Here is a 23,013-nt window from a genome sequence, read left to right as displayed (position 1 = left end):
TGTCAGGTTTCGCTTTCAGTGTCTTCTATTTCTATCTCGTTAGCTCTAACTTTTGTAACTAACCATAAATGCATTTGATGAAACAGATCGCTTTCGTCGACCAAGCCATTATTTGATTTAACACTTACTGTACCTGTTAATTTAAGATCGGTACCTTTTATAGTGCCTCCGCCGTGAAGTTCAATTTTAACATCGGCGTCTTCGATGTGCCGCAAAGATGTGGCAATGTTATCTAGCATTTTTTGACCATTGCTAGTTGTTTTTCGCAGGTAAGTAATTTCAAGGGTTACTTGAAGGTTTGCTTCGTCCAAAGAAGAGTCAAGATCCAGTCGTTCAAACCAATCTGTTCCAAGAGCTGCTTGAATAACATTAGCCCCCATTCCGCACGGTATCCATTTTACTTTTTTTGCCAATCCTTCTTTGGGTGCGGATAATTCTGCCTTTGGTTCAGGGGTATTGGTTTCTAATCGAGATTCAACAGGGGTGCCAAGGTGCACTGTTTTTACTGGAGATCTTTCGATCTTAGTAATTGTTTCCTCTGAAGGTTTATCCTGAAGTATTAATGCGCTGTTTTTATCCATAACTTGAGAGCAAGAACCTAATAGCCATGCTAAATGAGCTTCTAGTTCTCTTGCTCGTAAACTTGCGGATTGTATGAGAACAATATGGTTGTCGAGTACTCCGAAATAAAGCATAGAATCGACAAATTCCCGGCGTTTTTTTATTTTGTCGCTTTCATTGTTTTCTTTGTCAATAGAGTTTGGTGTGATTGCGTCTATTTCATAGTATTCGGCGTCGTCGTCCAACGTAATTAATACTTGGCTTCTACCTGGTTCAAAGAAGATAAGTTGGCCAAAAAGCATTCCATTATAATCTTTATGATGGTTTATGAGTCGGCAACTTTCATCATCTTGATTCAGGACCTCTCTGCGTTGCTTAGCTTTAGCTGCGTTACCTTGTTTGCTAAATGCCGTTTTCAAAAGGTTCTGTAGGGTCAAATTGCAATTTGTTATTACAGCTCTTTTGTAATGAATAGTTTTATTTCTTGATTCTGACCTCATTTAAATTCCTTGTTAAATATTCAGCCTAGTAAAAAATATGAGCGATGAAGTATAGCATTTAACGATAGAGTGATCGTTACCTCATGCGTGGGGTGTTCAGCTAATATGACGTCTGAACAATGAGGATTACATCCGAACTTATGGGATGGTTTTCTCCCGTTCAAAAAGCGAGATGCCTAGTCCGGTAGGACGCGCATCGGGTACCTTTTGTCTTTTACTACCATGATGACCTTCTATTGCTACGCGATGCATACCCTACATCAGGACTTTTAGATAAACCAAGTTATTGACAGGATACAACAACGTAGATGTGGTAAACAACTTGCATTGGTGTGGTTCGTAAACTCACCGTACCATACGACTGTTTTTGGTTTGACGACATTTGCCATTGCCACTTTTGTTTCGTCTGGCGGCTTTTGGCCGGTTTTTGCCATCCAAGCATCGTACTGCTAGCAAATGCCTACATTTACAAACCAGCTAAATCGTGAAGTTTGTATATCGCATAGGCCGGTTGTTGGTAGGGGTGAGCGGTCAGCAGTGCTGTAACGGCTGCTTTGATATGCTCGTCGGCGCAAATCATTTCCACTTTATATTCTGCCACCCTTTCCAGTTTTCCAATTTGTCCCAGAAAGGGTTGGCTGTTGAGTAAAGGTCTGAATTGACCTTGGCCTAAGGTTTGCCAGGCGCATTGGTCGTAATCGTTAAATTGTCCCGCACCCGCTGCAAATAGGACGTTTTTTACCTGATCCAGGTGGCTGGCCGGGACATAAAAAGTCAACTGATACATGATTTTATTTTAGCTGGCGCCCGTTAGTAAAAACACCCCCCATATCACTACGACTACGGTTAGATCTTCTATTCGATTAATGGCGAATTGCCGGTAAAGCCGGCTGCGCATGGCAATTTGATTGGCTTTTTGATCTTTCATATGAACGGACTGTTGCAGCATGATTGAATCTCCTAATGTTTTTCTCTCTTAAGTACGGATTGTCTGGCTTGGGTCGGCTAATCCTGCGTGAGTTAAACGGGTATTAAAATGTTTCTTTTTTGTTTTTTGTAAGTATATATGAAAACAAATAAAGAACAAGTTGAGAGCCAAATTTTTCCCTTGTCGCGGAAAGCAAGGGTGGCGATAAGTGAAATAACTTAGGGAACATATGGTAAATAACATAGTTCCAAGAAATAATGGCAGGCTTATGTTGTTTATGTAATTAATATATTATGCTTTTCTTAATCTGGTCTGTGTTTTGCTGAAATCACTACTTAGTGAAATTTCCCATTTTCAGTCACAAGCAAAGGCAAAAAATGAAAAGACCTGTCCCCGATATTACCTTTTCACTTCGCAAAAATAATCTCGATGGTTTTAACAATAGACAGCGGGTATGTAGATTGGCGGTGGGGGTATTGCCGTTATGTCTGGCAGTTCCGGCAATGGCCGGCGCAAATCCCCAGGAGCAAGTGACGGACCAGCCAGTCGTATTGGAAAAGGTCATCGTTACCGATAAATTTCCTTCCGTTAAGGCTTTAAGCGCTTCTGAAATGGAGGCGGATATTGTTACCAGTAAAAGGGCGGCGGTTAGCGATACCGCTAAACTATTGGAAGATACGCCGGGCGTTAGCTTGTATGGCGGCGGGGGGGTGTCGAGTTTGCCGGTCATTCATGGTCTTAACGATGACCGGGTCAAAATCACCGTAAATGGCATGACGCTGAGTTCGGCTTGCGCCAATCACATGAATCCGCCGCTATCCTATATCGACCGCAGCAACATAGGAAAAATTACTATTTTAAGCGGTGTGACACCTGTTAGCCTGGGAGGCGACAGCATAGGCGGGACAATTTCAGTGACTACTCCGGAGCCGGTATTTGCGGAGCCGGGCAAGGATATTCTGATCGACGGTAGTGTGTCCGCATTTTATCGCAGTAATGGCGATGCGTTCGGCGGCAGTATCGCGGCCGGCGTTGCGAATCAAAATGTGCGCTTGGACTATACCGGTTCGCACACTGAAAGTATGGATTACAGAAGCGGGACTGGCGATGTTATCAAATCCACTTACTATGAAAACCAAAACCACTCAGCGGCATTATCGTTCAAGTTCGATAACCACTTGGTCGTTATCCGTGGCGGTCAACAGCACATTCCAAAACAGGGTTTCCCGAATCAGCGAATGGATATGACCAACAACGACAGTATCTTCGGCAATATCATGCATAAAGGACTGTTCGATTGGGGTACGCTGGAGAGTAAGTTTTATTTCGAAAGTACTTCGCACAGCATGGACATTGATGATGAGCGGCGAAATACTTTTGCTCCAATCGTTGGCGGGCAGTATGTGGGAAGTTTCGCGCCGCCAAATGACCGGATGCCGATGGAAACCAGAGGTAGAAACTTGGGGTATAAAATCCAAGCCGAAATCCCCTACAGCGAGCGCGATACATTTCGTGTCGGTCACGAATATCATAGTGCCAAACTCAACGATTTTTGGCCGGGCGTTCACGCCAATACATCGGCAACTATCAATGCCGGGGCCAATCAACCGCAACCGAACAATGCTTACTGGATGATGGCACCCGAAACCTATTACAACATCCATAATGGTGAACGGGATCGCGCTGGGTTCTTTGGCGAATGGGAAGCGAACTGGAATCTGCGATGGAAAAGCTTGTTTGGATTGCGTTATGACCGCACGATGATGGATGCTGAAAATGTTCAGCCATACAATCCAGCTTTACTCGGTGGGGCTGGTGCCGCAGGGGCCGGTTTGGACTTGGCTGCTGCTAATGCGTTCAATGCAGCCAATCGCGAACGTAATTACGACATGTTCGATATCACTGCGTTGGTTCAATATACGGCAAACGATATGAGCCAGTTCGAGTTTGGTTATGCACGAAAAAATCGCGCCCCCAATTTGTATGAACTCTATACTTGGGGTCGCCGGCCGATGGATATGGGGATGATAGGCTGGTTTGGCGATGGTAACGGCTATATGGGTAACTTGAGCCTGACCGAAGAGACGGCGCATACCGTCAGTTTGACCGCAGCGTTTCATGACCCTAAAAATGATGGTTGGGAGTTTGCTGCTACGCCTTATTTCACTTATGTGAATAACTTCATTGATGTCGATCCGTGTACAAATTTGACGAGCATGTTGGGTACAAACGATATGGGATGTGCGGCCGCGACCCAAGGCACCTCTAACAATTATCAGTACCTACAGTTCGCCAACCATGATGCCCGTTTATGGGGTGTCGATGTTTCCGGGCGCACACAGTTGTATAAAGACAAAACATTAGGCGAGTTCGCCACCCACACCACAATGAGCTATGTGCGCGGCGAGCGCATGGATGGCGGCAATCTTTACAAGATGATGCCTTTTAACATGAAGCTCAGTTTGGATCACCGCTTGAGCAGTTGGCAAAGTGCGCTTGAAATGCAATTTGTCGATGGTAAGGACAACGTTCAGACTCTTCGAAACGAAACTCACACATCGTCTTACATTTTGCTGAATGCCAGAACAGGTTACGAGTGGGGACCGGTTCGTTTGGATGTGGGTTTGGATAACGTATTGGATAAGCAATATTATCATCCCTTGGCCGGAGCCTATCTCGGTGATCGTTATGGCATGAATCCAACGGGGCCGACAGCGTATACCGTGCCCTGGGGGCGGAATATTCCTGGTATGGGACGCTCGGCTTTTGTGGGGGTGACTATCAAATACTAACGGATAGGTAACCGTAAGCGCTGCTTCAGCCGTGTCTCCTTGGGCGGCACGGCATTCGTTTTAGGTCCACGAATCTAGGCTTCGCTCGCCGCAACCAGTTTTGAATCCGCGGTATAGGGCTGATCTGGTCTTGAATATGCACATTCAGGGTGTGGCGGAGTATGTCTAAAAGCCGGTGGCGCGACAAGACTCAACTTATTGAAAACATGTCCTCAATCTTCCCGAATACATGGCCTTTTTTAGCTCCTCCTTGTGTGGATGGCCTTGCATAATAAATCGGCCTAACGCTATTTCTCTACTCGCTCGGCTTATCAATGTCGAAAGGAATTCAATAGCGTAAATAATTTGCGTTAGTCGAAGGGTGTTAAATAATATGATTGCCTAGCACAAAATTAAATAGCTGCATGACTAATATTGACAACGGAAGTGATAACCCCATCAAAAGTGCCGCATAGCTTACAGTTTTATAAATATCTTTATTGTCGTTCATTTTGTTTTTCATAAGTATTTACTATTGGTTATTAACAATAAAAGCACTTTAGAAAGTCGTGTGATTTGGTTTTATCAAGCATGATTAATTAATGACGGCATGTTCGCGTTGCCTCAAGCAACTGTTGTAAGCGCGTTTGTATTGCAGTTCTGTTTGTAAACCGTTTCGAAGCACCACCAATGCCGCCTGCCGATGTACCCATTGCGGCACCGATGCCCGCATCAGCCAAGGCCGCTCCGCCGACAGCAGGTTCTGCCAGTTGCCGGCACTCCTGTATATCCTGATTTAGCCGATAGGCATTGCGATCGTTATAACTATCGACAGCGGCCGTCCAGCCGGTTTGAGCGGTGCAGACCGGTACAGGCAGGCCGCTAAACGGGAATAAAGAATGACTTGGTTTTATCATTATCTACCCATGCCATTGCCGAACCAGGCACCGGTCGCCGCTCCAATTCCGGCAGCCAAGGGATCGCCCCTGCCCATCTGGTAACCCATTGCACTACCTAATACACCGCCGACTAAGCCTTGAGACGAACGTTGATCATAGTAGCCATAACTGACCGGCGGAGGCGGCGCTGAGTAATAGTGCTGCGGTACTGGGACGTATTCCACGATCCGTTCAGGTACATAGACGATATCGCGCTCATAATAAATGGGCGGGGCAGGCAGGCAATGATGATGTCTATGATGGTGATGGTCGCCATATCCACGATAATGGTCCCAATCGTCGTCAGCGAATACCGAGGATGAGATTAGGCAGCTTAAAATTAACGCTTTGACTGGTTCGATCATTAAAAAATACCGGTGTGTAAGCAGCTTGGATGTAGTGAATTTTACTGATGCGGCCTTAAAATCATATGAATTTTTGATTATGATTGGATTAAGATTGCTGAAGGATAAATAAAGCGATTTTTCTGCCGTGGATAAAAAACACATTAGGCGTTTAGCGTTGTATTTCTTGCGCCATGGGGGATGGTATCCATGGCGTTTATATAATCAAAAGTTTAAATGCGGGGGTGGCTAGCGAGGCAATATGTTTAGGTATATTGAGATAATCAGATTCGAGTTATGAGTAATATCTAGCGCCTTGAAGCCTATAATAATAGTTTATCAATAATGGAAGTCGATATGAATTTTGGGTCGGATAATTGGACTGGGGCTCATCCCGTCATTGCGCGGCGTCTTTTAGCGGAAGCGGACGGCTTTTCCGCGCCCTATGGTGCTAGTGAACTGGATCGCCTGGTTGAGCAAAAATTCAATGAAATTTTTCAGCGGGAAGTTGCGGTTTTCTTTGTAGGAACCGGGACTGCGGCAAATTCTTTAGCGCTGGCAGCGGTAAATCGGCCGGGAGGCGTCACTTTTTGCCATAGAGAAGCGCATTTGATTGAAGATGAATGCGGGGCTCCGGAGTTTTTTACCCATGGAGCCCGTCTTGCGCCAGTGGATGGCGAAAACGGCAAAATCGATCCGCACAACCTGCTAGCCGAGATTAAGCGGTTTCCGCCGGGTTTTGTTCACACCGGCCAGCCCATGGCGATATCGATCACCCAGGCCACGGAAATAGGCACCCTTTATCAGCCGGATGAAGTCATTGCGATTGCAAATATTGCCAAAGAGAAGCAACTGCCTTTGCATATGGATGGGGCGCGTTTTGCCAATGCGTTGGTGGCCTTAAATTGCTCGCCGGCGGAATTAAGCTGGAAACTCGGCGTCGATATCGTCTCTTTCGGAGCCACCAAAAACGGTTGCTGGTGCGCGGAAGCGTTGGTGTTTATGCAACCTGAAATGGCCACGGATTTACCCTTTATCCGTAAACGCGCCGCACAACTTTTTTCTAAAACCCGTTTTATTGCTAGCCAGTTTGACGCGTATTTAACGGGAGGGCTTTGGCTGGAGCTGGCCCGGCACGCCAATGAGATGGGGCAACGCCTGCAAAACGGCATCAGGTCTTCCCGGCATGCCCGCTTGGCCTGGGAAGCCGAAACCAATGAGGTCTTTTGCATTATGCACAAAGATCAGGCGGATCGCCTTAAGCGTCAAGGCGCGATGTTTTATGCGTGGAACCCGCCCCATGCAAAACAGGCGCTGTTGGGAGAGAATGAAATTTTGTTGCGCTTGGTAACCAGCTTTGCCACGCAAGAAGCGCAGGTCGATCAATTCATCGATATTTTGGGTTAAAGCGAGCCCGACATCGGCATTGCGACGCTGAGGATAAAATCCAGCACCCATTGCCTCTATGCGGAATAGTCAGCGTAGAGCTGCCTGGTTTCCCGAAACGAGGTGATGTAAATGTAGCTGGTTCGAGGGTCCTGGGCTAATTCCATTAGGTTGAATCGATGTTCGCATTGCTCCGGAAACACCATGTGGTCGAGTTGGTGGCCTATTTCGCAGAATCCCATGCTCCATTCGGGAAACACCCGGCGGTATTCGCTGCCTTGGGTAATCACGTTGAAGTTGCTGTGTCTGGGGTCTTGTTGGATGCGTTCCAACAACGCCAATACCTTCTGCTTGTCGCCTTCCAAATATTGCATGAAATAGCCGTCCTGGTACAGCAGGCAGCCGGTTATGCCCCGGTCACAGTTCGCTAACCGAGTCTTGTCCAATAATGCAGCGATATGATTTTTTTCCAGCTTAGAGGTGGCCTGACTGGTATAGAGCAGAAAAAATAACGGCGTCTCGTGGCGAGTACGCTCGCTTTCAAAGCTCTGCTCGACGGCCTCGATAAACTGATTTTTTTCCAATGGCCGATAAAATAGATAGCCTTGAGCGAAGTTGCAACCAAGGTTACGCAGTTCCAGCAATTGTGCCGGGTTCTCCACCCCTTCTGCTAGCACTTTTACGCCCACGGCGCGGCCTAGCCCTATGGCGGCTTTAATCATTGCCCGGCTTTCCGGATGGTGTTCAATGCCGTCGATAAATGCTTTGTCGATTTTTAGAATATTGACCGGCAATTTGGTGAGTTGCGCCAAGGAAGAGTATCCGGTGCCAAAGTTGTCGATGGCGACCCGAAATCCTAAATCCGCCAGGCTGCGCAATATTCTCAGGTTGGTCTCGATGTCAGCCATTACGGCAGTTTCGGTAATTTCGAGCAGGATACGGGATGGATCGCAGGCATGGGCTTTTATTGCGGTTTTAATTTCGGTCAGCAGATTTTTTTCATTCAGTTGGCGGGTGGAGACATTCAAGGAAACATAAGAGGGAGCCTGTTCTCCCCAGCGGCTTCGCCACTCGGCTTCCGCCTGGCAGGCTTGGGCAAATACCCAGCTGCCTATGGGAATTATGCTGCCGGTTATTTCGGCAATCGGAATGAAGACGGCGGGCGGAATCGGTCCTTGGTCGGGGTGCCAGCGCAGCAACATTTCGGCGCCGACGATACGGGTGCCGCGGATGTCGACGATAGGCTGAAAGCGCACTGACAATTCTTCCCGCTCGATAGCCAAGTGCAGAGCATTGGAAATCGCCAATTTTCCGCGTACTTTTTCTTCCAGGCTAGCGCTAAAAAAATGCCAGCCGTCCCGACCTTGCTCTTTAACGTCATACATGGCGGTATCCGCGGCGCGCAGCAGGTCGTCGGCGGAATGGGTAGAGCCGTGGCCGACAGCAATACCGATGCTGGCGCTCAGATACAGTTGCTGACCGCTCAGCTCAATCGGTTGGCGCAGTTTGTAATTAATACGTTCGGCCAACGCGGAAATCGCGGTTGGTTGTTCCAATTGTTCGCAAAGAATGACAAATTCGTCGCTCGCTAAACGGGCTACGGTATCGCCGGGCCGTACCATGTCAATCAGCTGATTGCCGACCGTTTTTAGTATCTGATCGCCGGTTTTGTGGCCGTAGGTGTCGTTTATCAGTTTGAAGCCGTCCAGATCAATAAATAACAACGCTAAGCTTAAGCCCTGTCGGCGACTGCGTTGCAGGGCGTGGTTGAGTCTGTCGTGGATCAGATTACGATTCGGTAGTCCGGTGAGTTCGTCGTGGGTGGCATCCCACAATAAATCAACTTGGATGCGTTTTTGTTCGGAGATGTCCCGCATGGTGGCAACCAGTATCCACTGGTCGCCATTGCGGAATTTGCCAAGCGAGGCTTCCAGGGGGAAAAACGAGCCGTCTTTCCGGTAACCGGTTACTTCGTTGCGTTGCGACATGGGACGCTCGGTCTCGGCGCCCTGTACAAAGCGTTGAACCATGTCCGCATGCCGTTGGCGTAAATGCGGCGGTACCAGTAAATGTACCGACATGCCGCGCATTTCATCCGGGTGGTAACCGAACAAGCTGCCCGCGTTGGGGTTTGCTTCATGAATGACTCCGTTTTCGTCGGTGGCCAGAATGGCCATGTCGGTCAGCGAAAGGATCTGATGATCGGAGTTTAGTTTACTCAGACTGATTTTTGCTTCGGTGTTGACCTGTTCCAGGAGCGATGCCGGGAGCGTAACTTCCCGGTTGGCGATCGCTTGATTTTGATAACGATTGGGTATTTCCGGCGGCGTATTGCCGAAACGTTCGATGATGCTGAAGCTGCCGTCTCTGTTGCTGCGCGCTAAAAAAGTATTGACGCAGGCGTGATGGGTTTTGGCATCCATTTGCACCCAGCCTTGCGGCGCTAGAATGCTGGTGGTTTCCAGTGCATCGACAAGAGCGGCGGCATCCGTTTGCCCGCAACGTTGCACCGCATCGGCAAAAGCAAGCACGCAAACATAGGTGGCTTCACCAAAGTTGGTTGCTACGCCATTTACGTGGGGCCAAATACCGTTCACACCCGGCAGGGTGGCCAGTTGTTCCAGGTATTGGTGGTTCTGCGGCGTATCCAGCGACATGAAATAAGTGTTGCTGGAATAAAAGCCTTCCCGTACTTCGGGTAATAATTGCTGTGCCAGAGCTTCGTCGAAATGGCCCATCACGACCGCCATGCGCTGTTTCAAACCTAGTTCGCAAAAACGGTTAAGCAAGGCAATCTGATCGATCCCGGCAAAATAGGGTACGAATACATCGGCCCCCGAGCGCGCCACTTTTTGCAATAAGTGCTCGACGTCGGCGGCATCGGCGTTGATGGGCAAGTAGTCTTCACCAACGACATCGCCGTCCAGCCGACTAAGCGCTTGTTTGGCGGCATTTATCGAGCCGCGCGGCCATTCGTAATTACTGCCTGCAAAGTACATTTTTAACCCGTAACGGACTGCCATGGCAGGTATCATTTTGTCGATCTGTTGATTGGGCAGGGCGGCAAAATTGAAAAAATGGTGGCTGAAAATGCTGCCTTCGTAAAATGAAAAATTTAAATAGGGAATGCGTAACGGTTCCGCTACCTGATGGGCAACGGCAATTCGTGAATTGGAAAGTAGCGTGCCGATAATGGCTACGCATTGGTGGTGTTTTACCAAACGTAAAGCAGCTGGCACAGCCGTGCCCGGCAGGCTGCCGTCGTCTTCGACGATGAGCTCTAGCTTCCTGCCTAAAAGCCCGCCCTGCTGATTGATTTCGTTGCAGGCAATCTGGGCCGCCCGAATAATTTCGGGCCCATACATACTCACCAAGCCGGTTAACGGCGGCATTAAGCCCAGGCGGATGCTCTGATGGGGGTGTTGATCTGGCACGGCGACTATGGATGTTGATTAAGTATTTGAAGACAAACCGGATAATTAACTAAGTTTTTTGTGGGGAAATTAAATACACCCAATTAGACCTTAAAGCAAGCCGGCTAACCATAATCTGAGTCGCAGGCCCCATTCGCTGGTATAACCGGCACTGTTAAAGACGATATGGCCTTGGTCATTGACGAAAAACAATGCTGGTACTGCTTGTACTCCGTATTGTTGGCCTACCTCGCCGTCCTGGTCGTTAACAACTGTCCACGCGAGTTCGTTTTTATATAAATACTCGGAGAGTTGCTGGTTGTTACCGGAGCGTACCGCTACGGTGATGCCGGGAATATCCTGCAAAACCGCGCTAATATTGCCTTGCATGCCGCGGCAGACGCCGCACCACTCGGCCCAGAAATAAATGATTGCCGGGCCTTTGGCAAGGGTGGGCATCGGGTTTTGATTGGAAAGCGTCGCTTGCGTAATCAGCGGCGGCTGTCCCGTCACCAAGCCACGTGTCATCAGAAATTGTCCGGCAAAGACAAATATCATCGCAAAAATATAAAACGCCGATTTTTTCAGCATCATAGGCCTCGCATCAGGCTGGCACCGTATTGTTTCAGCCACTGGCGGTGTTTTAGATAATCCGGCATATGGTCGGCCACCAATTGCCAGAAATCCCGGGAATGGTTTTTATGCCGGATGTGGCAGAGTTCGTGCACCACTACATATTCCATGATCACCGGCGGCCCTAAAATTAACAGCCAGTTCAAGTTAATATCGTTATATGGGCCGCAGCTGCCCCAACGGCTTTTTTGGGTTTTAATTCTAAGGCTGCGGGGAATCAGGCTATGGGATGCACTGTGTTTTTCTATCCATTGCAATGCTAGTTGCCGGGTATGTTGCTTCATCCAGGATTCCAGCGCGGCTTTGATACGTTCGGAGCCGTCATCCGCAATAATTTCTGGAAAATACACCAGAAAGTGATCGTCGCTGAATTGTACCCGTAACCGTTTGGCGCTGGTCGGTTTGATGGTTAACGGAATTTGCCTGCCCTGAAAGGGCACCAGGACGCCATTGCTATAAGCGGTAGGGGCAAGCGAAGGGCTATTTTGCGCGCGATGCTGGACGCGTTTGAGCGCGTCCCGAATCCAGGCATGTTGCGCGGTTACAAAGGCATGAATGCGTTGCTCCGAGATTTTTAACGGTGCCACCACTTCAATTTTACCCGCGGAGACGACGATACGGGTTTTTTGGGCCCGCTCGCTGCGACGTATTTGGTAATTGATGGGATGTTGGTCGGCCGAAGAGGCGTTAGGATGCGGTTTCAATGCTGTCGCTCGGTTCCTGATTGATCATGTGAGTGGCCAATTGCTGTAATGCTGTTTGAATATTACTGTGCAAACGCGGGTCCATGGGGACTTCCGCCAGCGCTTTGTTCATGCATAGCATCCATTGATCGCGTTCGGACGGGCCGATTTTGAACGGGAAGTGGCGCATGCGCAGCATGGGATGGCCAAATTCTTCGATAAACAAATTGGGTCCGCCCAGCCAGCCGGATACAAATTTGAATAACTTGTCCTTGGCCGAGGCCAGATTAGGCTGGTGCATGGCCCGTATGCCCTGCGCTTCCGGTAAAATGTCCATGTAAAAATAAAATCGATCTACCAGACTGTGGATGGCTGACTCTCCGCCTATAAAATCATAGGGCGTTTCTGTTGACATAGGTATTTACGCTCACTGGGTTGTTTGTTGTTTATACTAACAGGATGGATGGCAATTTTAGGGAAACTCTCCGAGGCTTGCACGGTCCTATTGACTACTTTTTTCTATTTGGAGGACATTATCATGCGTTTAAATACTGCCGTTCGTTCGGAAGCCGGCATTTTGGAGACTAACAAAGTTCTCAAAAACACTTATTTGCTGCTGTCGATGACTTTGTTGTTCAGCGCGGCGATGGCTGCCGTGTCCATGGCGTTGAATTTACCCCATCCGGGTCTGATTATCACGCTGGTCGGTTATTTCGGCCTGTTGTTTTTGACGGGTAAATTCAGTAACAGTGCCTGGGGTATTGTATTTGTGTTTGCTCTGACCGGTTTCATGGGGATGACTTTAGGGCCGATTTTGAACATGTATGTTCAGGCCTTTAGCAACGGTAATGAATTGATTCTGACTGCTCTTGGCGGCACCGGCGCGATTTTTTTGGGTTTGTCAGCCTATGCATTAACAACCCGTAAGGATTTCAGCTTTATGGCCGGCTTTTTGATGGTCGGGGTGTTGGTGGCGTTTTTGGCCGGTTTGGGGGCGATCGTCTTTTCAATACCTGCTTTGACATTGGCGGTTTCGGCTATGTTTATTTTGCTGATGTCGGGTATGATTTTGTATCAAACCAGTGAAATCATCCATGGCGGCGAAACCAACTATATTCTGGCAACCGTGTCTCTTTATGTGTCGTTGTATAACTTGTTTACCAGCTTGCTACAGCTGTTGGGCGTGTTTGGCGGTGATGACTAATCAAACGGCTTAAACTAAAAAGCCCGGCAATGCCGGGCTTTTTTTTATGAGGTAAAAAGTCAAACTTTAAGTACTCTTTAAAATTTCAATTTTTACCTTCGTGAGGCCGGCTTTAATAAAACCGAGCTCTTTAGCTGCTTTTTTCGATAAATCAATTAACCGTTTGTTGGATCTATGCATCCGGTCATTGACTTTAACAATCACGCTACGATTGTTTTTTAGGTTGGTTACTCGTAGCCGCGTGCCCAAGGGTAAAGAATTATGAGCGGCGGTCATACTGTTTCTATCATAGGTTTCGCCACTTGTGGTGGTTCGGCCATGATACTTGTCGTTGTAATAAGACGCGGTACCGGCTTTACGGGTTTTCGCGGTGTCTGGCCTGTCAGCTTTGGCGAGACTGAATGTGTAAAAGGACATCAACGAAATGGAGAGTATGGTTTTAAGCAACCACCTGTTTCTCTTTCGCATCCTCTACCTCCTTACATTAAGTAATTGATAAAAGGAGTGTCGAGATTACCCCACGAAAGTGGCTTTGGCAATCTTTTTCGTGGCTTTTGGGCATCAAATGTTGTCATTTAGCCACTAAAATGCTGGGTTTAATTCCTTTAAGCCCAGTGGGGGCAGGGGCTGGCGGTATTTTTTGTGCGCTGGAAAACGGCTATTAAAAAAAAGCAAATATTTTTTTGCTGACTGCAATTTCAATCATAAAAACCAAACATATCAGTGCGCCGCTTGCCGCCAGCCAGCGTTGCCGGCCATGTCTACGCATACTCAACATGCCCAGGCCAATATAAGCAACCAAAATCAAACCTTTAGCAACAAGCCAGTGGTAATCGGCATTTAGCCATCGGCCTTGAACGACCAGCCCTATGCCGGTCAGCAGCAGTAAACTATCAATAAAATGCGGTGTAAATTTCAACCAGTTTTTAGCTAATAGTTTAGGTTTGAACTCGGCAACAATGACGCGGCCGGTGAAGCTGATAAAAACCAGGGCCACCAAGAAAATATGCAAATATTTGAGCATGGTTTTCGAGCCTCAGGGGGCTAGAAACCATAAGCTAAGCCACGGAATATAAGTGATGATAAACACTGCGACGAGCAAAATCAGCATGAAGGGCAAGGTGGCCTGGTAAAGTTCAGTGATGGACTTGTTGAAACGGTAGCTGGCAATGAACAGGTTCATGCCTACTGGCGGAGTCAAATAGCCGATCTGCATGTTGGCCAGAAAAATGATGCCAAGATGTATGGGATGTATGCCGTAGCTGACCGCAATCGGTACGATCAGCGGCACCACTATTACCAGGGCCGAAAAAATGTCCAAAATAGCGCCCAATACCAGTAAAAACAGGTTCAACAACAGTAAAAAACTGAGTTTGTCGTTGACATGTTCCTTAACCCATCCGAACAGATGCATGGGTACTTCGGCGTCGATCAAGTAATTGGTAAAGGCCATCGATACTCCGAGAATCAGCAAAATGCCGCCCAGCATCTGCATGGCATCGCTGATGATTTTCGTCAGGTTGGCGAGTTGAATTTCCTTGTAAATAAAACCCTCGATCACCAGTACATATAAAGCGGTTGCCGCGGCTACTTCGGAAATGGCCAGATAACCGCCGAAAATCCCGACCATGATGAACAGCGGTAAAGGCAGTTCCCAGGCGATAGCTTTAATTGAAGCAATCGCCTCGGGCCAAGTGAATGGCGTTTGATCCAGTTTAACGCCTCGGTTAGCCCATATCGCCCAGGCTATTAACAACGCAATCATCAGCAAGCACGGCAGAAAACCCGCCAAGAACAGCTGCGGCAGCGTGAATTTTTCGCCGATATCCAGCTGTTGCACGATAATGCCGTACAAAATCAGCGGTACCGAGGGCGGCAATAACAGCCCCAAACTGCCGGACGTGGTAACCAGTCCCAGGCTGAACTTGGATTGATAACCTTCCTTGACCAGGACCGGCAAAAGCAGGGCGCCCAAGGCGATAATGGTGACGCCGGAAGCCCCGGTAAAGGCGGTGAAGGCTGCGCAGGTCAACAAAGAAATAATCGCCAGCCCAAACGGCATCCAGCCGAACCAGGCTCTGGTCAGACGCAGTAGGCGTTCCGATGTGTTGCATTCCGATAACACGTAACCGGCCAGGGTGAACAGCGGCAAGGCCACCAGCAGCGGGGTGTTGGCGATACGATACAATTCAGCGGCAATGACGGTAAAGTCTATCCCAGCGCTGTAAAAACCCAGCATGGTCGCTGCGAGTATGACTGCGAATAGCGGCGCGCCCAGTAACAGCATCACCACTAGCAGTAGGGCGAGTGCAAACGTCATGGGTCTAAACTTGTTTGAGTTTCAGGCAAGAATGCCGCAACGCTGTAACGCAAAGCGATGACGAAAAAAGCCAGCGGGATGATGGCTTCGCACCACCAGTTGGGAACGTTGGCGAAGGCCAGATCGGCATAGCGATACTCCTGCACTAAAAAATCGCTACTGAACCAGGTCGCGGCAAAACAGATCGAACCCGTCATGCCGTTGCTCAGTCGGGCCATGAGGTTTTTCCAGCGGGCGGGTAGAAAACGCACGAAGGCATCGATGGCCAGATGACTTTGCCGACGGCTGCCTATCATCGCCCCCAGCATGGCCAGCCAGAGGACGCTAATCCGCGTGTAGGCATCAGCCCACAGCAAGCCGCCGCCAACGACATTGCGCATCACCACTTGGGTAACCGCGATCAGTATCAGCGACAGCAGCAGGGTAACCAGCAGCAGGGTTTCCGCTTTTAAAAGAAAGCGGTACGATTTGCTCAGTAGGGCCATGACGATCAGGGCTGGGCCCGGCTTCTGAATTCTTCCAAATAACGATGCAGTTCCGCTGTTTTTTCAGGACTGAAATCGGCCGTTTTCTCAAACTCGCTGTTGGTGGCGGCGATTTTTTGTCTGAGTTCTTCCGCTGCTTCCGGGCTGGGTTTGACGAATTGAATACCCTGATTTTTCAGGGCGGCGATGGCTTGCTCATTATCTTCACGGCTGTGCAGGTCGATTTCCTTAATTACCCTTGCCATAATTTCGCGGACGATTTGTTGGTCTGCGGGGGCGATTTGGTCAAAGGCCGGTTTATCGATAGCCAGTACCCCAAAAAGATACAGCATGGGCAGGTCGGTGACATATTTGATTTTACTGTGCCATTGCAAAGCCAGCGCACCGACTGGGGAGCCGGCCACGACATTGATCATGCCGGTTTGCAGCCCCATCAATACATCCCGCAGCGGTAGCGGAATCGGGGAAATATCAAAAGCCTGCAGGGCGCTGACGGCGATTTTGTTGTCATCCGGAGCCCAGGCTTTCTGGCTGCGCATATCGGCCAGGGTCCGAATCGGTACAGTGGACATCATATAGGCAAAGCCCACATCGGCGAATCCCAACGCAACCATGCCTTGCTGCTCCATACCCTGCATCAGTTCGGCATCCATTTTTTGCCGGACATATTCGACTTCCTGCGCGTTGCGGAATAACAGCACCAGATTGTAAAGTTGTATATCCGGGTAAACACCGTTCAATACCCCACTGGTAACCGCCGCGCCTTGTAATTGATGCAAGCGCATTTTACGCAGTACAGTGGCGTCGTCGCCCATCACCCCGCCGGGATAAAATTTCAGGCTAACCCGGCCGCCGGTTTGTTTTTCGATTTCTTCGCCGCCGGCTCGCATTTTTTGCATCCAGTATGAGCCGTCCGGCGATAAGGTGGCAATTTTAAGGGTCAGCGCGGAGGCGGTTTGTCCGCTAAAAAGCAGTAGGCCAAAGGCCAGGAATTTGAATAAGTTCGGTTTCATGGGTAGGTAGCGTTTCATTAAAAATAATCGTTGGCACTATCGAGTAATTGTTGTGCTTGTTGTTGCGCCAACGTGTTAATCAACGTCAGGCCTGGGGCGGTCGCCTGGGCGGTAAGGGTAGTTTTTAATAGCGCGTCGTGCAACTGCCGATCGAAAATCATGCGCGCGTAATGCTTGGCATATAGGACGTTGATCATCAGATTATTGGGCGACAAGGCAAGCGCGCGTTGGAAATGTTGTTTGGCAAGCTCGGGTTTGCCGCCCAAAGTTTCAGGTATCAGGCTCTCCATCACGGCGAGATAAACATGCGCGCTACCTGCCTTGTAGGTTTCGTCCAGTTCAATAATTTTTTGCATGATTTGTTTGACTTGCGCCAGCTGTGCTATGGCATTCCAGTCGCTTTTGTTGGCTTGGATCCAGGTTGACCAGGCGGTAGCCACGCTGTACAGACTGTCGATGTCGTCATTTTCCGCCAGCGCCAGCAAATCCGGCATGGCGGTGACGGGTTGTTGTTGCAGATCGCACCAATCCTGTTTATGCAAACAAATGCCGCGAAGAGCAAAATCGAGGCCTTTACGGCTGAGTCGGGGTTTACGGATAGGGTCGTCGGACAGCAGTCCCAGGTAAGCCGTGTACAGGTTGGCATTTGCGAACATCAGGCTTTCGTCGTCCTGGTTGCCGGCGGCCGAGGCTTCCAGCATCAACAGATAGGCCGGCAAGGCTTCGGCAACTGTTTCCGGATCATTTTGGGCCAGAATGGTTTGTTTCAGACGTTCGGAAAAATCCCCGGTCGCTGAGCTGACGAAATAGCTGCAGCCGTTGATGCCGGTCAAACTGCATAATATCGCCAGCGTTCGTACCGCGCGGGGGATAAAGAAGGCTACGTTATTTATTGGACTCATCGAGCATTTTCTCCAGACATTCGCAATAGGCTTTAATCACCTTGATGCGGGCATAATACTTGTCGTTGGCTTCTACCAGCAACCAGGACGATTTGCTGGTACTGGTGCGGGCAATCATTTCATTGACGGCTTTTTGGTAATCGTCCCATTTTTCGCGATTACGGTAGTCTTCTTCGGTAATCTTGAATTGTTTGTAGCTGATTTCTTCGCGGCGTTTAAAGCGGGCCAGTTGTTCATCATGGTCGATATGCAGCCAGAATTTCATGATCACAATGCCGTGCGCCAACATAGCCTCTTCAAAATTGACGATTTCCGAATAGGCGCGCTGCCACTGACGGGTTTTTGCCATGCCCTCGACGCGTTCGACCAAAACCCGGCCATACCAGCTACGGTCGTAAATGGTCACCTGTCCGGCGCGCGGGATATGCCGCCAGAAACGCCAGAGGTAATGGTGGGCGCGCTCTTCGTCCGTCGGGGCGGCTATGGGGATGACTTGGTAGTGCCGGGCGTCCATGGACTCGGTCAGGCGACGAATGGCGCCGCCCTTGCCTGCCGCGTCCCAGCCTTCGAACACCAGTATGCTGGATCGTTTGGCGGCCAAGGCGTGCCGGCTGAGCTCGTTGAGCTTACCCTGGTATTTTTCCAATTGTTTTCTGTAGCTGGATTTGTCCAGTTTCAGGCTCAAGTCTAAGGCGTCCAGTAAATTATACTGTTCGACTTGGCTTTTCGGCGGTTCCTCCTGTTGGGCCGATGCGGTCAGGATGTTTTCATGTAGCAGGATATGCTGTCGGATGCGTTCCAGAACATGCTGGCCTACTGTCAGGCTGCTGTAACGGTTATCCGAACCTTCCACGATTAACCAGGGTGCATAAGCTTTGCTGGTTTCGCTGAGAACCTTTTCGGCCACCCCGATAAAGTCATCGTATAGTCCGAGGTGCTGGCGGTCCTTGTCCGTGACCCGCCAGTTGGTGGCGGGATTTTTGGCTAGCTGTTTCAAGCGTTTGACTTGCATGTCTTTTTTGAGATGTAGCCAGCACTTGATGATCAGCGTGTCGTCGTCCGCCAACAGCTCTTCCAGCTGGTTGATTTGGGTTAACTCGGCTTGCAAGACGGTATCGTCGATTTTTTGGTAAACCCGCTGGGCGATGGGGTCGCTGTACCAGGAACCGACATACACCCCAATCGTGCCCTTGGCCGGTAGCGTACGCCAGTATCGCCAGAATTTCGGCCGCTCACGTTCTTCATCCGTGGGTTCGCTCAGCGCAATCGTGCGCATGTAATGCGGATCGAACCACTCATTGAGGCGATTGATCACTTCGCCTTTGCCGCCGCCGTCCACACCCGATATGATGACGATAACCGGAAACGGGCAGCTTTTAAGGCGGTGTTGAATTGTCAGCAGCTCTGTACGCAATTGCGCGGATTTTTCTTTGTACACCGATTTTTCCACGGTGTGTCCTAATTCGGCGACTTCAAACACAATGCAAACTCCTTGTTTTTTGCTTATCACTTTACCGGACAATCGGATTTAAAACACGTTTTGAAATTTTGTTTTGACACAAAACAAAATTGCGTGTAAAAAATGTCCCGTCGACCAAAAACAATACTAACTTCGACATGCAACTCGAGTTGCTCCCTTTTAGGGTTTTTATTATTACAACAATCAAATGAGGATTTAAAAATGGCTGAACAAGAAAAAGATAACACCATGACCGTAGTTATTGCAGTAACTGTGATCGCAATCATCGGCGTTTTCCTGTTGAAACAAGACGAAACCAAACATTTACAAATGAGCAGCGAAACTACTGCTGCTGCTGAAGCTCAAGTGTTGAAACAACACAAAGACTTCAACAACGACGTACTGAAACAAGCAGAATAAGAAAAAGTTACAATAATAATAAATTCTTATCAGTTTAGCCATCTCTTGCCGCGGCGAGAGGTGGCTTTTTTACGTCTGGAGGGGATGAATTTTTTAATTCTTCGCCCTTCAATATCTGCTTATTCCTCTCTACATTCTTAGTGCTGTTAAAATGCACGCCTTTCAAAAACTAGCCTAACTGAACAAAATGGACGTTATCCAGCGTATTGCCGAAGAACTCTCCGTTAAATCCCAGCAAGTAGCCGCGGCCGTGGCCTTGCTGGATGAAGGTGCTACCGTGCCTTTTATTTCCCGCTATCGGAAAGAGGCGACGGGCGGACTTGATGATACTCAGTTGCGGTTGTTGGAAGAGCGTCTGATCTACCTACGCGAACTCAACGACAGGCGTAAAACTATCCTCGATAGCATTGCTTCTCAGGGCAAGCTTACCCCAGAACTGGCGGATGCCATTCTGGCTGCCGACACCAAAACCTTATTGGAAGATTTATATCTTCCCTATAAACCCAAACGCCGCACCAAGGCGCAAATTGCCCGCGAAGCAGGGCTGGAGCCTTTGGCGGAGGCAATATTGGCGAATCGCGGCCTGATACCCGAGCAAGCCGCTATCGGATATATCAATGCAGAGATGGGTGTGGCCGATGCCACGGCGGCGCTTGATGGCGCCAGACAAATCATCATGGAGCGGATTTCCGAAGACGCCGATTTATTGGCGCAATTGCGCGAGCGGATCTGGCGCAAGGGTATATTGCATTCCCGCGTAGTCGGCGGAAAGGAAGCGGAAGCGGCCAAATTCACGGATTATTTCGACTACAGCGAAGCGATCAATAAAATTCCCTCTCATCGGGCGCTGGCATTATTCCGTGGCAGAAATGAAGATTTGCTGAATCTGACCTTGAAGCCGGCCGAACTGGATCAGGAAGAGCACCAGCTGTGCGCTCAATTCGTTTCGCAGCGGTTGAATGTTAATGATACCAGCCGGCCCGCCGATGCCTGGCTGGCGGAAACCGCGCGGTTTGCCTGGAAAGTCAAGGTATTTACCCGCATAGATCTGGACTTAAAACTTCGGTTGCGCGAAGCGGCGGAACTGGAAGCAATCCGGGTGTTTGCCAGCAATTTACGCGATTTGCTGTTGACTGCGCCTGCGGGACAAAAGGCCACCATGGGCCTCGATCCTGGGATTCGTACAGGGGTGAAAGTCGCGGTAGTGGATGCCACCGGCCAAGTTTTGGCGACCGATACCATTTATCCGCATGCGCCGAAAAACCAGTGGGACCAGTCAATTTCCGTGCTGGCGCGACTGATAAAACAGCACCAAGTCTCGTTGGTGAGTATCGGTAATGGCACGGCGTCGCGCGAGACCGATCATTTGGTGGCCGACTTGATGAAGCAGCATAAAGATCTGCCGATTCAGAAAATCATGGTGTCCGAGGCGGGTGCGTCGGTGTATTCGGCTTCGGAACTGGCAGCCAAGGAGTTTCCGGATTTGGATGTGTCTTTACGCGGCGCGGTTTCCATCGCCCGTCGCTTGCAGGACCCGCTAGCGGAATTGGTGAAAATAGATCCTAAATCCATCGGCGTCGGCCAATATCAGCACGATGTGAATCAGGTTCAACTGGCCCGAATGCTGGATACGGTGGTGGAAGACTGTGTAAATGCGGTGGGCGTGGATGTGAATACCGCCTCGGCGGCTTTGTTGAAGCAGGTATCCGGGCTATCGGCCAGTATCAGTGAAAATATTGTGGCCTTCCGCAATCAAAACGGCCCGTTTGCCAATCGCAGCCAATTGAAAAAAGTGCCGCGTTTGGGAGACAAGGCATTTGAGCAGGCTGCAGGGTTTTTACGGGTCACGAACGGCGACAATCCGCTGGATGCGTCCGCCGTGCATCCGGAAGCCTATCCGGTAGTGAATGCGATTCTGGACGATACCGGCAAATCGATTCGGGATTTGATCGGTCAAAGCCAATACTTGCGCAGCCTGAATCAGGCTAACTATACCAGCAGCGAATTCGGTTTGCCGACGGTCGGCGACATTTTACAAGAATTGGAAAAACCCGGCCGCGACCCTCGGCCGGAGTTCAAAAGCGTACAATTTAAAGAAGGGGTGGAGAAAATCACCGATTTGCAACCCGGCATGCGTTTGGACGGGGTGGTTACCAATGTGGCCAACTTTGGCGCCTTCGTGGACATCGGCGTGCATCAGGACGGTTTGGTGCATATTTCTCATCTGGCGGACGACTTTGTGAAAGACCCGCGTAGCGTGGTGAAAGCCGGCGATATGGTCAATGTGCGGGTACTGGAAGTGGATGTGGCCCGGCGGCGGATTTCTTTGAGTATGAAGAAAAATGTCGACAGTAGCGACATTTTGCCTAGCGAAAAACCGCAAAAAATCAGTCACAAGCACAAGCCGCAACCCATTTTGCAAAACAGCATGAGTAACGCTTTTGCCAAGGCGCTGAAAAAATAAAATAAAAATGCTCTGCTATACTTTTTTCCCGTATGCAGTGGGCTTGGGCGGCGAGTGTTTGTGACTAAATAATACTTGTTTACTCCGGATGCCGTTCGTCAACTTGCGGTGTTTTACGGGAGGACGTGATATACCATGACTTGCTGCGATTGACACCATTCACAGGAAAAGATATGAAATATAAAACCCATGGCCTCGCATGCATCATGCTGATTGGTTTTTTTACTGCTGCAACACCGGCTCTGGCTGAACCGGACGACGAATCCTACGGTGAAATATTTGGCCGCAAAGTGTTGAGTGGTTTGGCCAACATTACCACCGGCGTGGCGGAAATTCCTAAAAACATCATCATCGTCAACAACCAGTCCAACTTTGCCTATGGTCTGATCGGCGGAAGCTTCAAAGGCATCTTGAATATGGCCGGCCGCATGGGGGTTGGGGTTGTCGATCTGATTTCATCGCCTATTCCAACTTATCCGATAGTCTATCCAAACTACGTGTGGGACGATTTTTATGCCGAAACCACTTACGGGCCGGCCATGGTGGGCGAGCCTACCCGATAAGCCGGTTTTTAGGCAGCAGTCGGCGG

At 49.3% G+C, this 23,013-nt stretch carries 22 protein-coding genes; 6 read left to right on the top strand and 16 right to left on the bottom strand.

Features of this window, described 5'->3' with window-relative positions:
* Positions 1-2: 2 nt before the first annotated feature.
* The 3 genes from M0R33_RS02490 to M0R33_RS02480 all read right to left on the bottom strand — a co-directional run bounded on the left by M0R33_RS02490 (position 3) and on the right by M0R33_RS02480 (position 2,010).
* On the bottom strand, positions 3-980 hold the full coding sequence (locus M0R33_RS02490) for a hypothetical protein (protein ID WP_292564551.1): 978 nt from the start codon (positions 978-980) through the stop codon (positions 3-5).
* A gap of 547 nt (positions 981-1,527) precedes the next feature.
* Complete coding sequence (locus M0R33_RS02485) at positions 1,528-1,848, bottom strand: NGG1p interacting factor NIF3 (protein ID WP_292564548.1); 321 nt, start codon at positions 1,846-1,848, stop codon at positions 1,528-1,530.
* Positions 1,849-1,857: 9 nt separating this feature from the next.
* Positions 1,858-2,010: a hypothetical protein gene (locus M0R33_RS02480; RefSeq protein ID WP_292564546.1), complete on the bottom strand. Its 153-nt coding sequence runs from the start codon at positions 2,008-2,010 to the stop codon at positions 1,858-1,860.
* Between the two features lie 356 nt (positions 2,011-2,366).
* On the opposite strand from M0R33_RS02480, the gene M0R33_RS02475 reads away from it, so the two are divergent.
* A complete protein-coding gene (locus M0R33_RS02475; protein ID WP_292564544.1) occupies positions 2,367-4,781 on the top strand; it encodes a TonB-dependent receptor in 2,415 nt (804 codons plus the stop codon).
* A gap of 578 nt (positions 4,782-5,359) precedes the next feature.
* On the opposite strand, the gene M0R33_RS02470 is transcribed toward M0R33_RS02475, so the two are convergent.
* Entirely contained in the window at positions 5,360-5,677 is a 318-nt protein-coding gene (locus tag M0R33_RS02470) for a hypothetical protein (RefSeq protein ID WP_292564542.1), read from the bottom strand.
* Positions 5,677-6,063, bottom strand: coding sequence for a hypothetical protein (locus M0R33_RS02465; protein WP_292564539.1), 387 nt, complete (start codon positions 6,061-6,063; stop codon positions 5,677-5,679). The genes M0R33_RS02470 and M0R33_RS02465 overlap by 1 nt, the downstream gene beginning before the upstream one ends.
* Positions 6,064-6,399: 336 nt before the next feature.
* On the opposite strand from M0R33_RS02465, the gene M0R33_RS02460 reads away from it, so the two are divergent.
* Positions 6,400-7,449, top strand: a complete 1,050-nt coding sequence (locus tag M0R33_RS02460) for a low specificity L-threonine aldolase (protein ID WP_292564536.1) — start codon at positions 6,400-6,402, stop codon at positions 7,447-7,449.
* 56 nt (positions 7,450-7,505) lie between these two features.
* Here M0R33_RS02460 and M0R33_RS02455 read toward each other — a convergent pair whose 3' ends face one another.
* The 4 genes from M0R33_RS02455 to M0R33_RS02440 form a co-directional block, all read right to left on the bottom strand.
* Positions 7,506-10,862, bottom strand: coding sequence for an EAL domain-containing protein (locus tag M0R33_RS02455; protein ID WP_292564533.1), 3,357 nt, complete (start codon positions 10,860-10,862; stop codon positions 7,506-7,508).
* Positions 10,863-10,952: 90 nt separating this feature from the next.
* Positions 10,953-11,432 (bottom strand): protein disulfide oxidoreductase, encoded by a 480-nt coding sequence (locus M0R33_RS02450; RefSeq protein WP_292564530.1) that lies wholly within the window; start codon positions 11,430-11,432, stop codon positions 10,953-10,955.
* Entirely contained in the window at positions 11,432-12,178 is a 747-nt protein-coding gene (locus M0R33_RS02445; protein ID WP_292564527.1) for a SprT family zinc-dependent metalloprotease, read from the bottom strand. The genes M0R33_RS02450 and M0R33_RS02445 overlap by 1 nt, the downstream gene beginning before the upstream one ends.
* Entirely contained in the window at positions 12,162-12,572 is a 411-nt protein-coding gene (locus tag M0R33_RS02440) for a group II truncated hemoglobin (RefSeq protein WP_292564524.1), read from the bottom strand. The genes M0R33_RS02445 and M0R33_RS02440 overlap by 17 nt, the downstream gene beginning before the upstream one ends.
* A gap of 123 nt (positions 12,573-12,695) precedes the next feature.
* On the opposite strand from M0R33_RS02440, the gene M0R33_RS02435 reads away from it, so the two are divergent.
* Positions 12,696-13,361, top strand: coding sequence for a Bax inhibitor-1/YccA family protein (locus M0R33_RS02435; protein ID WP_292564521.1), 666 nt, complete (start codon positions 12,696-12,698; stop codon positions 13,359-13,361).
* 66 nt (positions 13,362-13,427) lie between these two features.
* Here M0R33_RS02435 and M0R33_RS02430 read toward each other — a convergent pair whose 3' ends face one another.
* The 7 genes from M0R33_RS02430 to pap all read right to left on the bottom strand — a co-directional run bounded on the left by M0R33_RS02430 (position 13,428) and on the right by pap (position 19,561).
* On the bottom strand, positions 13,428-13,829 hold the full coding sequence (locus M0R33_RS02430; RefSeq protein WP_292564518.1) for a septal ring lytic transglycosylase RlpA family protein: 402 nt from the start codon (positions 13,827-13,829) through the stop codon (positions 13,428-13,430).
* Between the two features lie 193 nt (positions 13,830-14,022).
* The gene (locus M0R33_RS02425; protein WP_292564515.1) at positions 14,023-14,385 is read right to left on the bottom strand and encodes a SirB2 family protein; all 363 of its coding nucleotides are present in this window, start codon (positions 14,383-14,385) and stop codon (positions 14,023-14,025) included.
* Positions 14,386-14,397: 12 nt separating this feature from the next.
* On the bottom strand, positions 14,398-15,681 hold the full coding sequence (locus tag M0R33_RS02420) for a TRAP transporter large permease subunit (protein WP_292564512.1): 1,284 nt from the start codon (positions 15,679-15,681) through the stop codon (positions 14,398-14,400).
* Positions 15,678-16,166 carry a TRAP transporter small permease gene (locus tag M0R33_RS02415; RefSeq protein ID WP_292564509.1) on the bottom strand — a complete coding sequence of 163 codons (489 nt, stop codon included), beginning with the start codon at positions 16,164-16,166 and terminating at the stop codon, positions 15,678-15,680. The genes M0R33_RS02420 and M0R33_RS02415 overlap by 4 nt, the downstream gene beginning before the upstream one ends.
* 5 nt (positions 16,167-16,171) lie before the next feature.
* On the bottom strand, positions 16,172-17,179 hold the full coding sequence (dctP, locus tag M0R33_RS02410; RefSeq protein WP_292564506.1) for a TRAP transporter substrate-binding protein DctP: 1,008 nt from the start codon (positions 17,177-17,179) through the stop codon (positions 16,172-16,174).
* 17 nt (positions 17,180-17,196) lie between these two features.
* Positions 17,197-18,081, bottom strand: coding sequence for a TRAP transporter TatT component family protein (locus M0R33_RS02405; RefSeq protein ID WP_292564503.1), 885 nt, complete (start codon positions 18,079-18,081; stop codon positions 17,197-17,199).
* The gene (gene pap / locus M0R33_RS02400) at positions 18,065-19,561 is read right to left on the bottom strand and encodes a polyphosphate:AMP phosphotransferase (protein WP_292564500.1); all 1,497 of its coding nucleotides are present in this window, start codon (positions 19,559-19,561) and stop codon (positions 18,065-18,067) included. Before pap ends, M0R33_RS02405 begins: the two co-directional genes overlap by 17 nt.
* Before the next feature lie 201 nt (positions 19,562-19,762).
* On the opposite strand from pap, the gene M0R33_RS02395 reads away from it, so the two are divergent.
* The 3 genes from M0R33_RS02395 (at position 19,763) to M0R33_RS02385 (ending at position 22,987) form a co-directional block, all read left to right on the top strand.
* Positions 19,763-19,960: a hypothetical protein gene (locus M0R33_RS02395; protein ID WP_292564497.1), complete on the top strand. Its 198-nt coding sequence runs from the start codon at positions 19,763-19,765 to the stop codon at positions 19,958-19,960.
* A 187-nt stretch (positions 19,961-20,147) separates the two neighbouring features.
* Positions 20,148-22,424, top strand: a complete 2,277-nt coding sequence (locus M0R33_RS02390; protein ID WP_292564494.1) for a Tex family protein — start codon at positions 20,148-20,150, stop codon at positions 22,422-22,424.
* A 173-nt stretch (positions 22,425-22,597) separates the two neighbouring features.
* Positions 22,598-22,987, top strand: a complete 390-nt coding sequence (locus tag M0R33_RS02385) for an exosortase system-associated protein, TIGR04073 family (protein ID WP_292564491.1) — start codon at positions 22,598-22,600, stop codon at positions 22,985-22,987.
* The last annotated feature ends 26 nt before the right edge of the window (positions 22,988-23,013 follow it).

Source organism: Methylomonas sp., from assembly GCF_023228165.1.
GTDB lineage: Bacteria > Pseudomonadota > Gammaproteobacteria > Methylococcales > Methylomonadaceae > Methylomonas.
The sequence above is the reverse complement of the archived record's forward strand: the minus strand, read 5'-3'. Positions and strand labels throughout refer to the sequence as shown.

Excerpts from the sequence above, each read along its gene's own strand:
- M0R33_RS02440 (WP_292564524.1), bottom strand. The coding sequence starts at position 12,572 with ATGTCAACAGAAACGCCCTATGATTTTATAGGCGGAGAGTCAGCCATC.
- M0R33_RS02460 (WP_292564536.1), top strand. The coding sequence starts at position 6,400 with ATGAATTTTGGGTCGGATAATTGGACTGGGGCTCATCCCGTCATTGCG.
- M0R33_RS02485 (WP_292564548.1), bottom strand. The coding sequence starts at position 1,848 with ATGTATCAGTTGACTTTTTATGTCCCGGCCAGCCACCTGGATCAGGTA.
- M0R33_RS02405 (WP_292564503.1), bottom strand. The coding sequence starts at position 18,081 with ATGAGTCCAATAAATAACGTAGCCTTCTTTATCCCCCGCGCGGTACGA.
- M0R33_RS02480 (WP_292564546.1), bottom strand. The coding sequence starts at position 2,010 with ATGCTGCAACAGTCCGTTCATATGAAAGATCAAAAAGCCAATCAAATT.
- M0R33_RS02425 (WP_292564515.1), bottom strand. The coding sequence starts at position 14,385 with ATGCTCAAATATTTGCATATTTTCTTGGTGGCCCTGGTTTTTATCAGC.
- dctP (WP_292564506.1), bottom strand. The coding sequence starts at position 17,179 with ATGAAACCGAACTTATTCAAATTCCTGGCCTTTGGCCTACTGCTTTTT.
- M0R33_RS02450 (WP_292564530.1), bottom strand. The coding sequence starts at position 11,432 with ATGCTGAAAAAATCGGCGTTTTATATTTTTGCGATGATATTTGTCTTT.
- M0R33_RS02385 (WP_292564491.1), top strand. The coding sequence starts at position 22,598 with ATGAAATATAAAACCCATGGCCTCGCATGCATCATGCTGATTGGTTTT.
- M0R33_RS02475 (WP_292564544.1), top strand. The coding sequence starts at position 2,367 with ATGAAAAGACCTGTCCCCGATATTACCTTTTCACTTCGCAAAAATAAT.
- M0R33_RS02470 (WP_292564542.1), bottom strand. The coding sequence starts at position 5,677 with ATGATAAAACCAAGTCATTCTTTATTCCCGTTTAGCGGCCTGCCTGTA.
- M0R33_RS02415 (WP_292564509.1), bottom strand. The coding sequence starts at position 16,166 with ATGGCCCTACTGAGCAAATCGTACCGCTTTCTTTTAAAAGCGGAAACC.
- M0R33_RS02390 (WP_292564494.1), top strand. The coding sequence starts at position 20,148 with ATGGACGTTATCCAGCGTATTGCCGAAGAACTCTCCGTTAAATCCCAG.
- M0R33_RS02435 (WP_292564521.1), top strand. The coding sequence starts at position 12,696 with ATGCGTTTAAATACTGCCGTTCGTTCGGAAGCCGGCATTTTGGAGACT.
- M0R33_RS02465 (WP_292564539.1), bottom strand. The coding sequence starts at position 6,063 with ATGATCGAACCAGTCAAAGCGTTAATTTTAAGCTGCCTAATCTCATCC.
- M0R33_RS02420 (WP_292564512.1), bottom strand. The coding sequence starts at position 15,681 with ATGACGTTTGCACTCGCCCTACTGCTAGTGGTGATGCTGTTACTGGGC.
- M0R33_RS02430 (WP_292564518.1), bottom strand. The coding sequence starts at position 13,829 with ATGCGAAAGAGAAACAGGTGGTTGCTTAAAACCATACTCTCCATTTCG.
- M0R33_RS02395 (WP_292564497.1), top strand. The coding sequence starts at position 19,763 with ATGGCTGAACAAGAAAAAGATAACACCATGACCGTAGTTATTGCAGTA.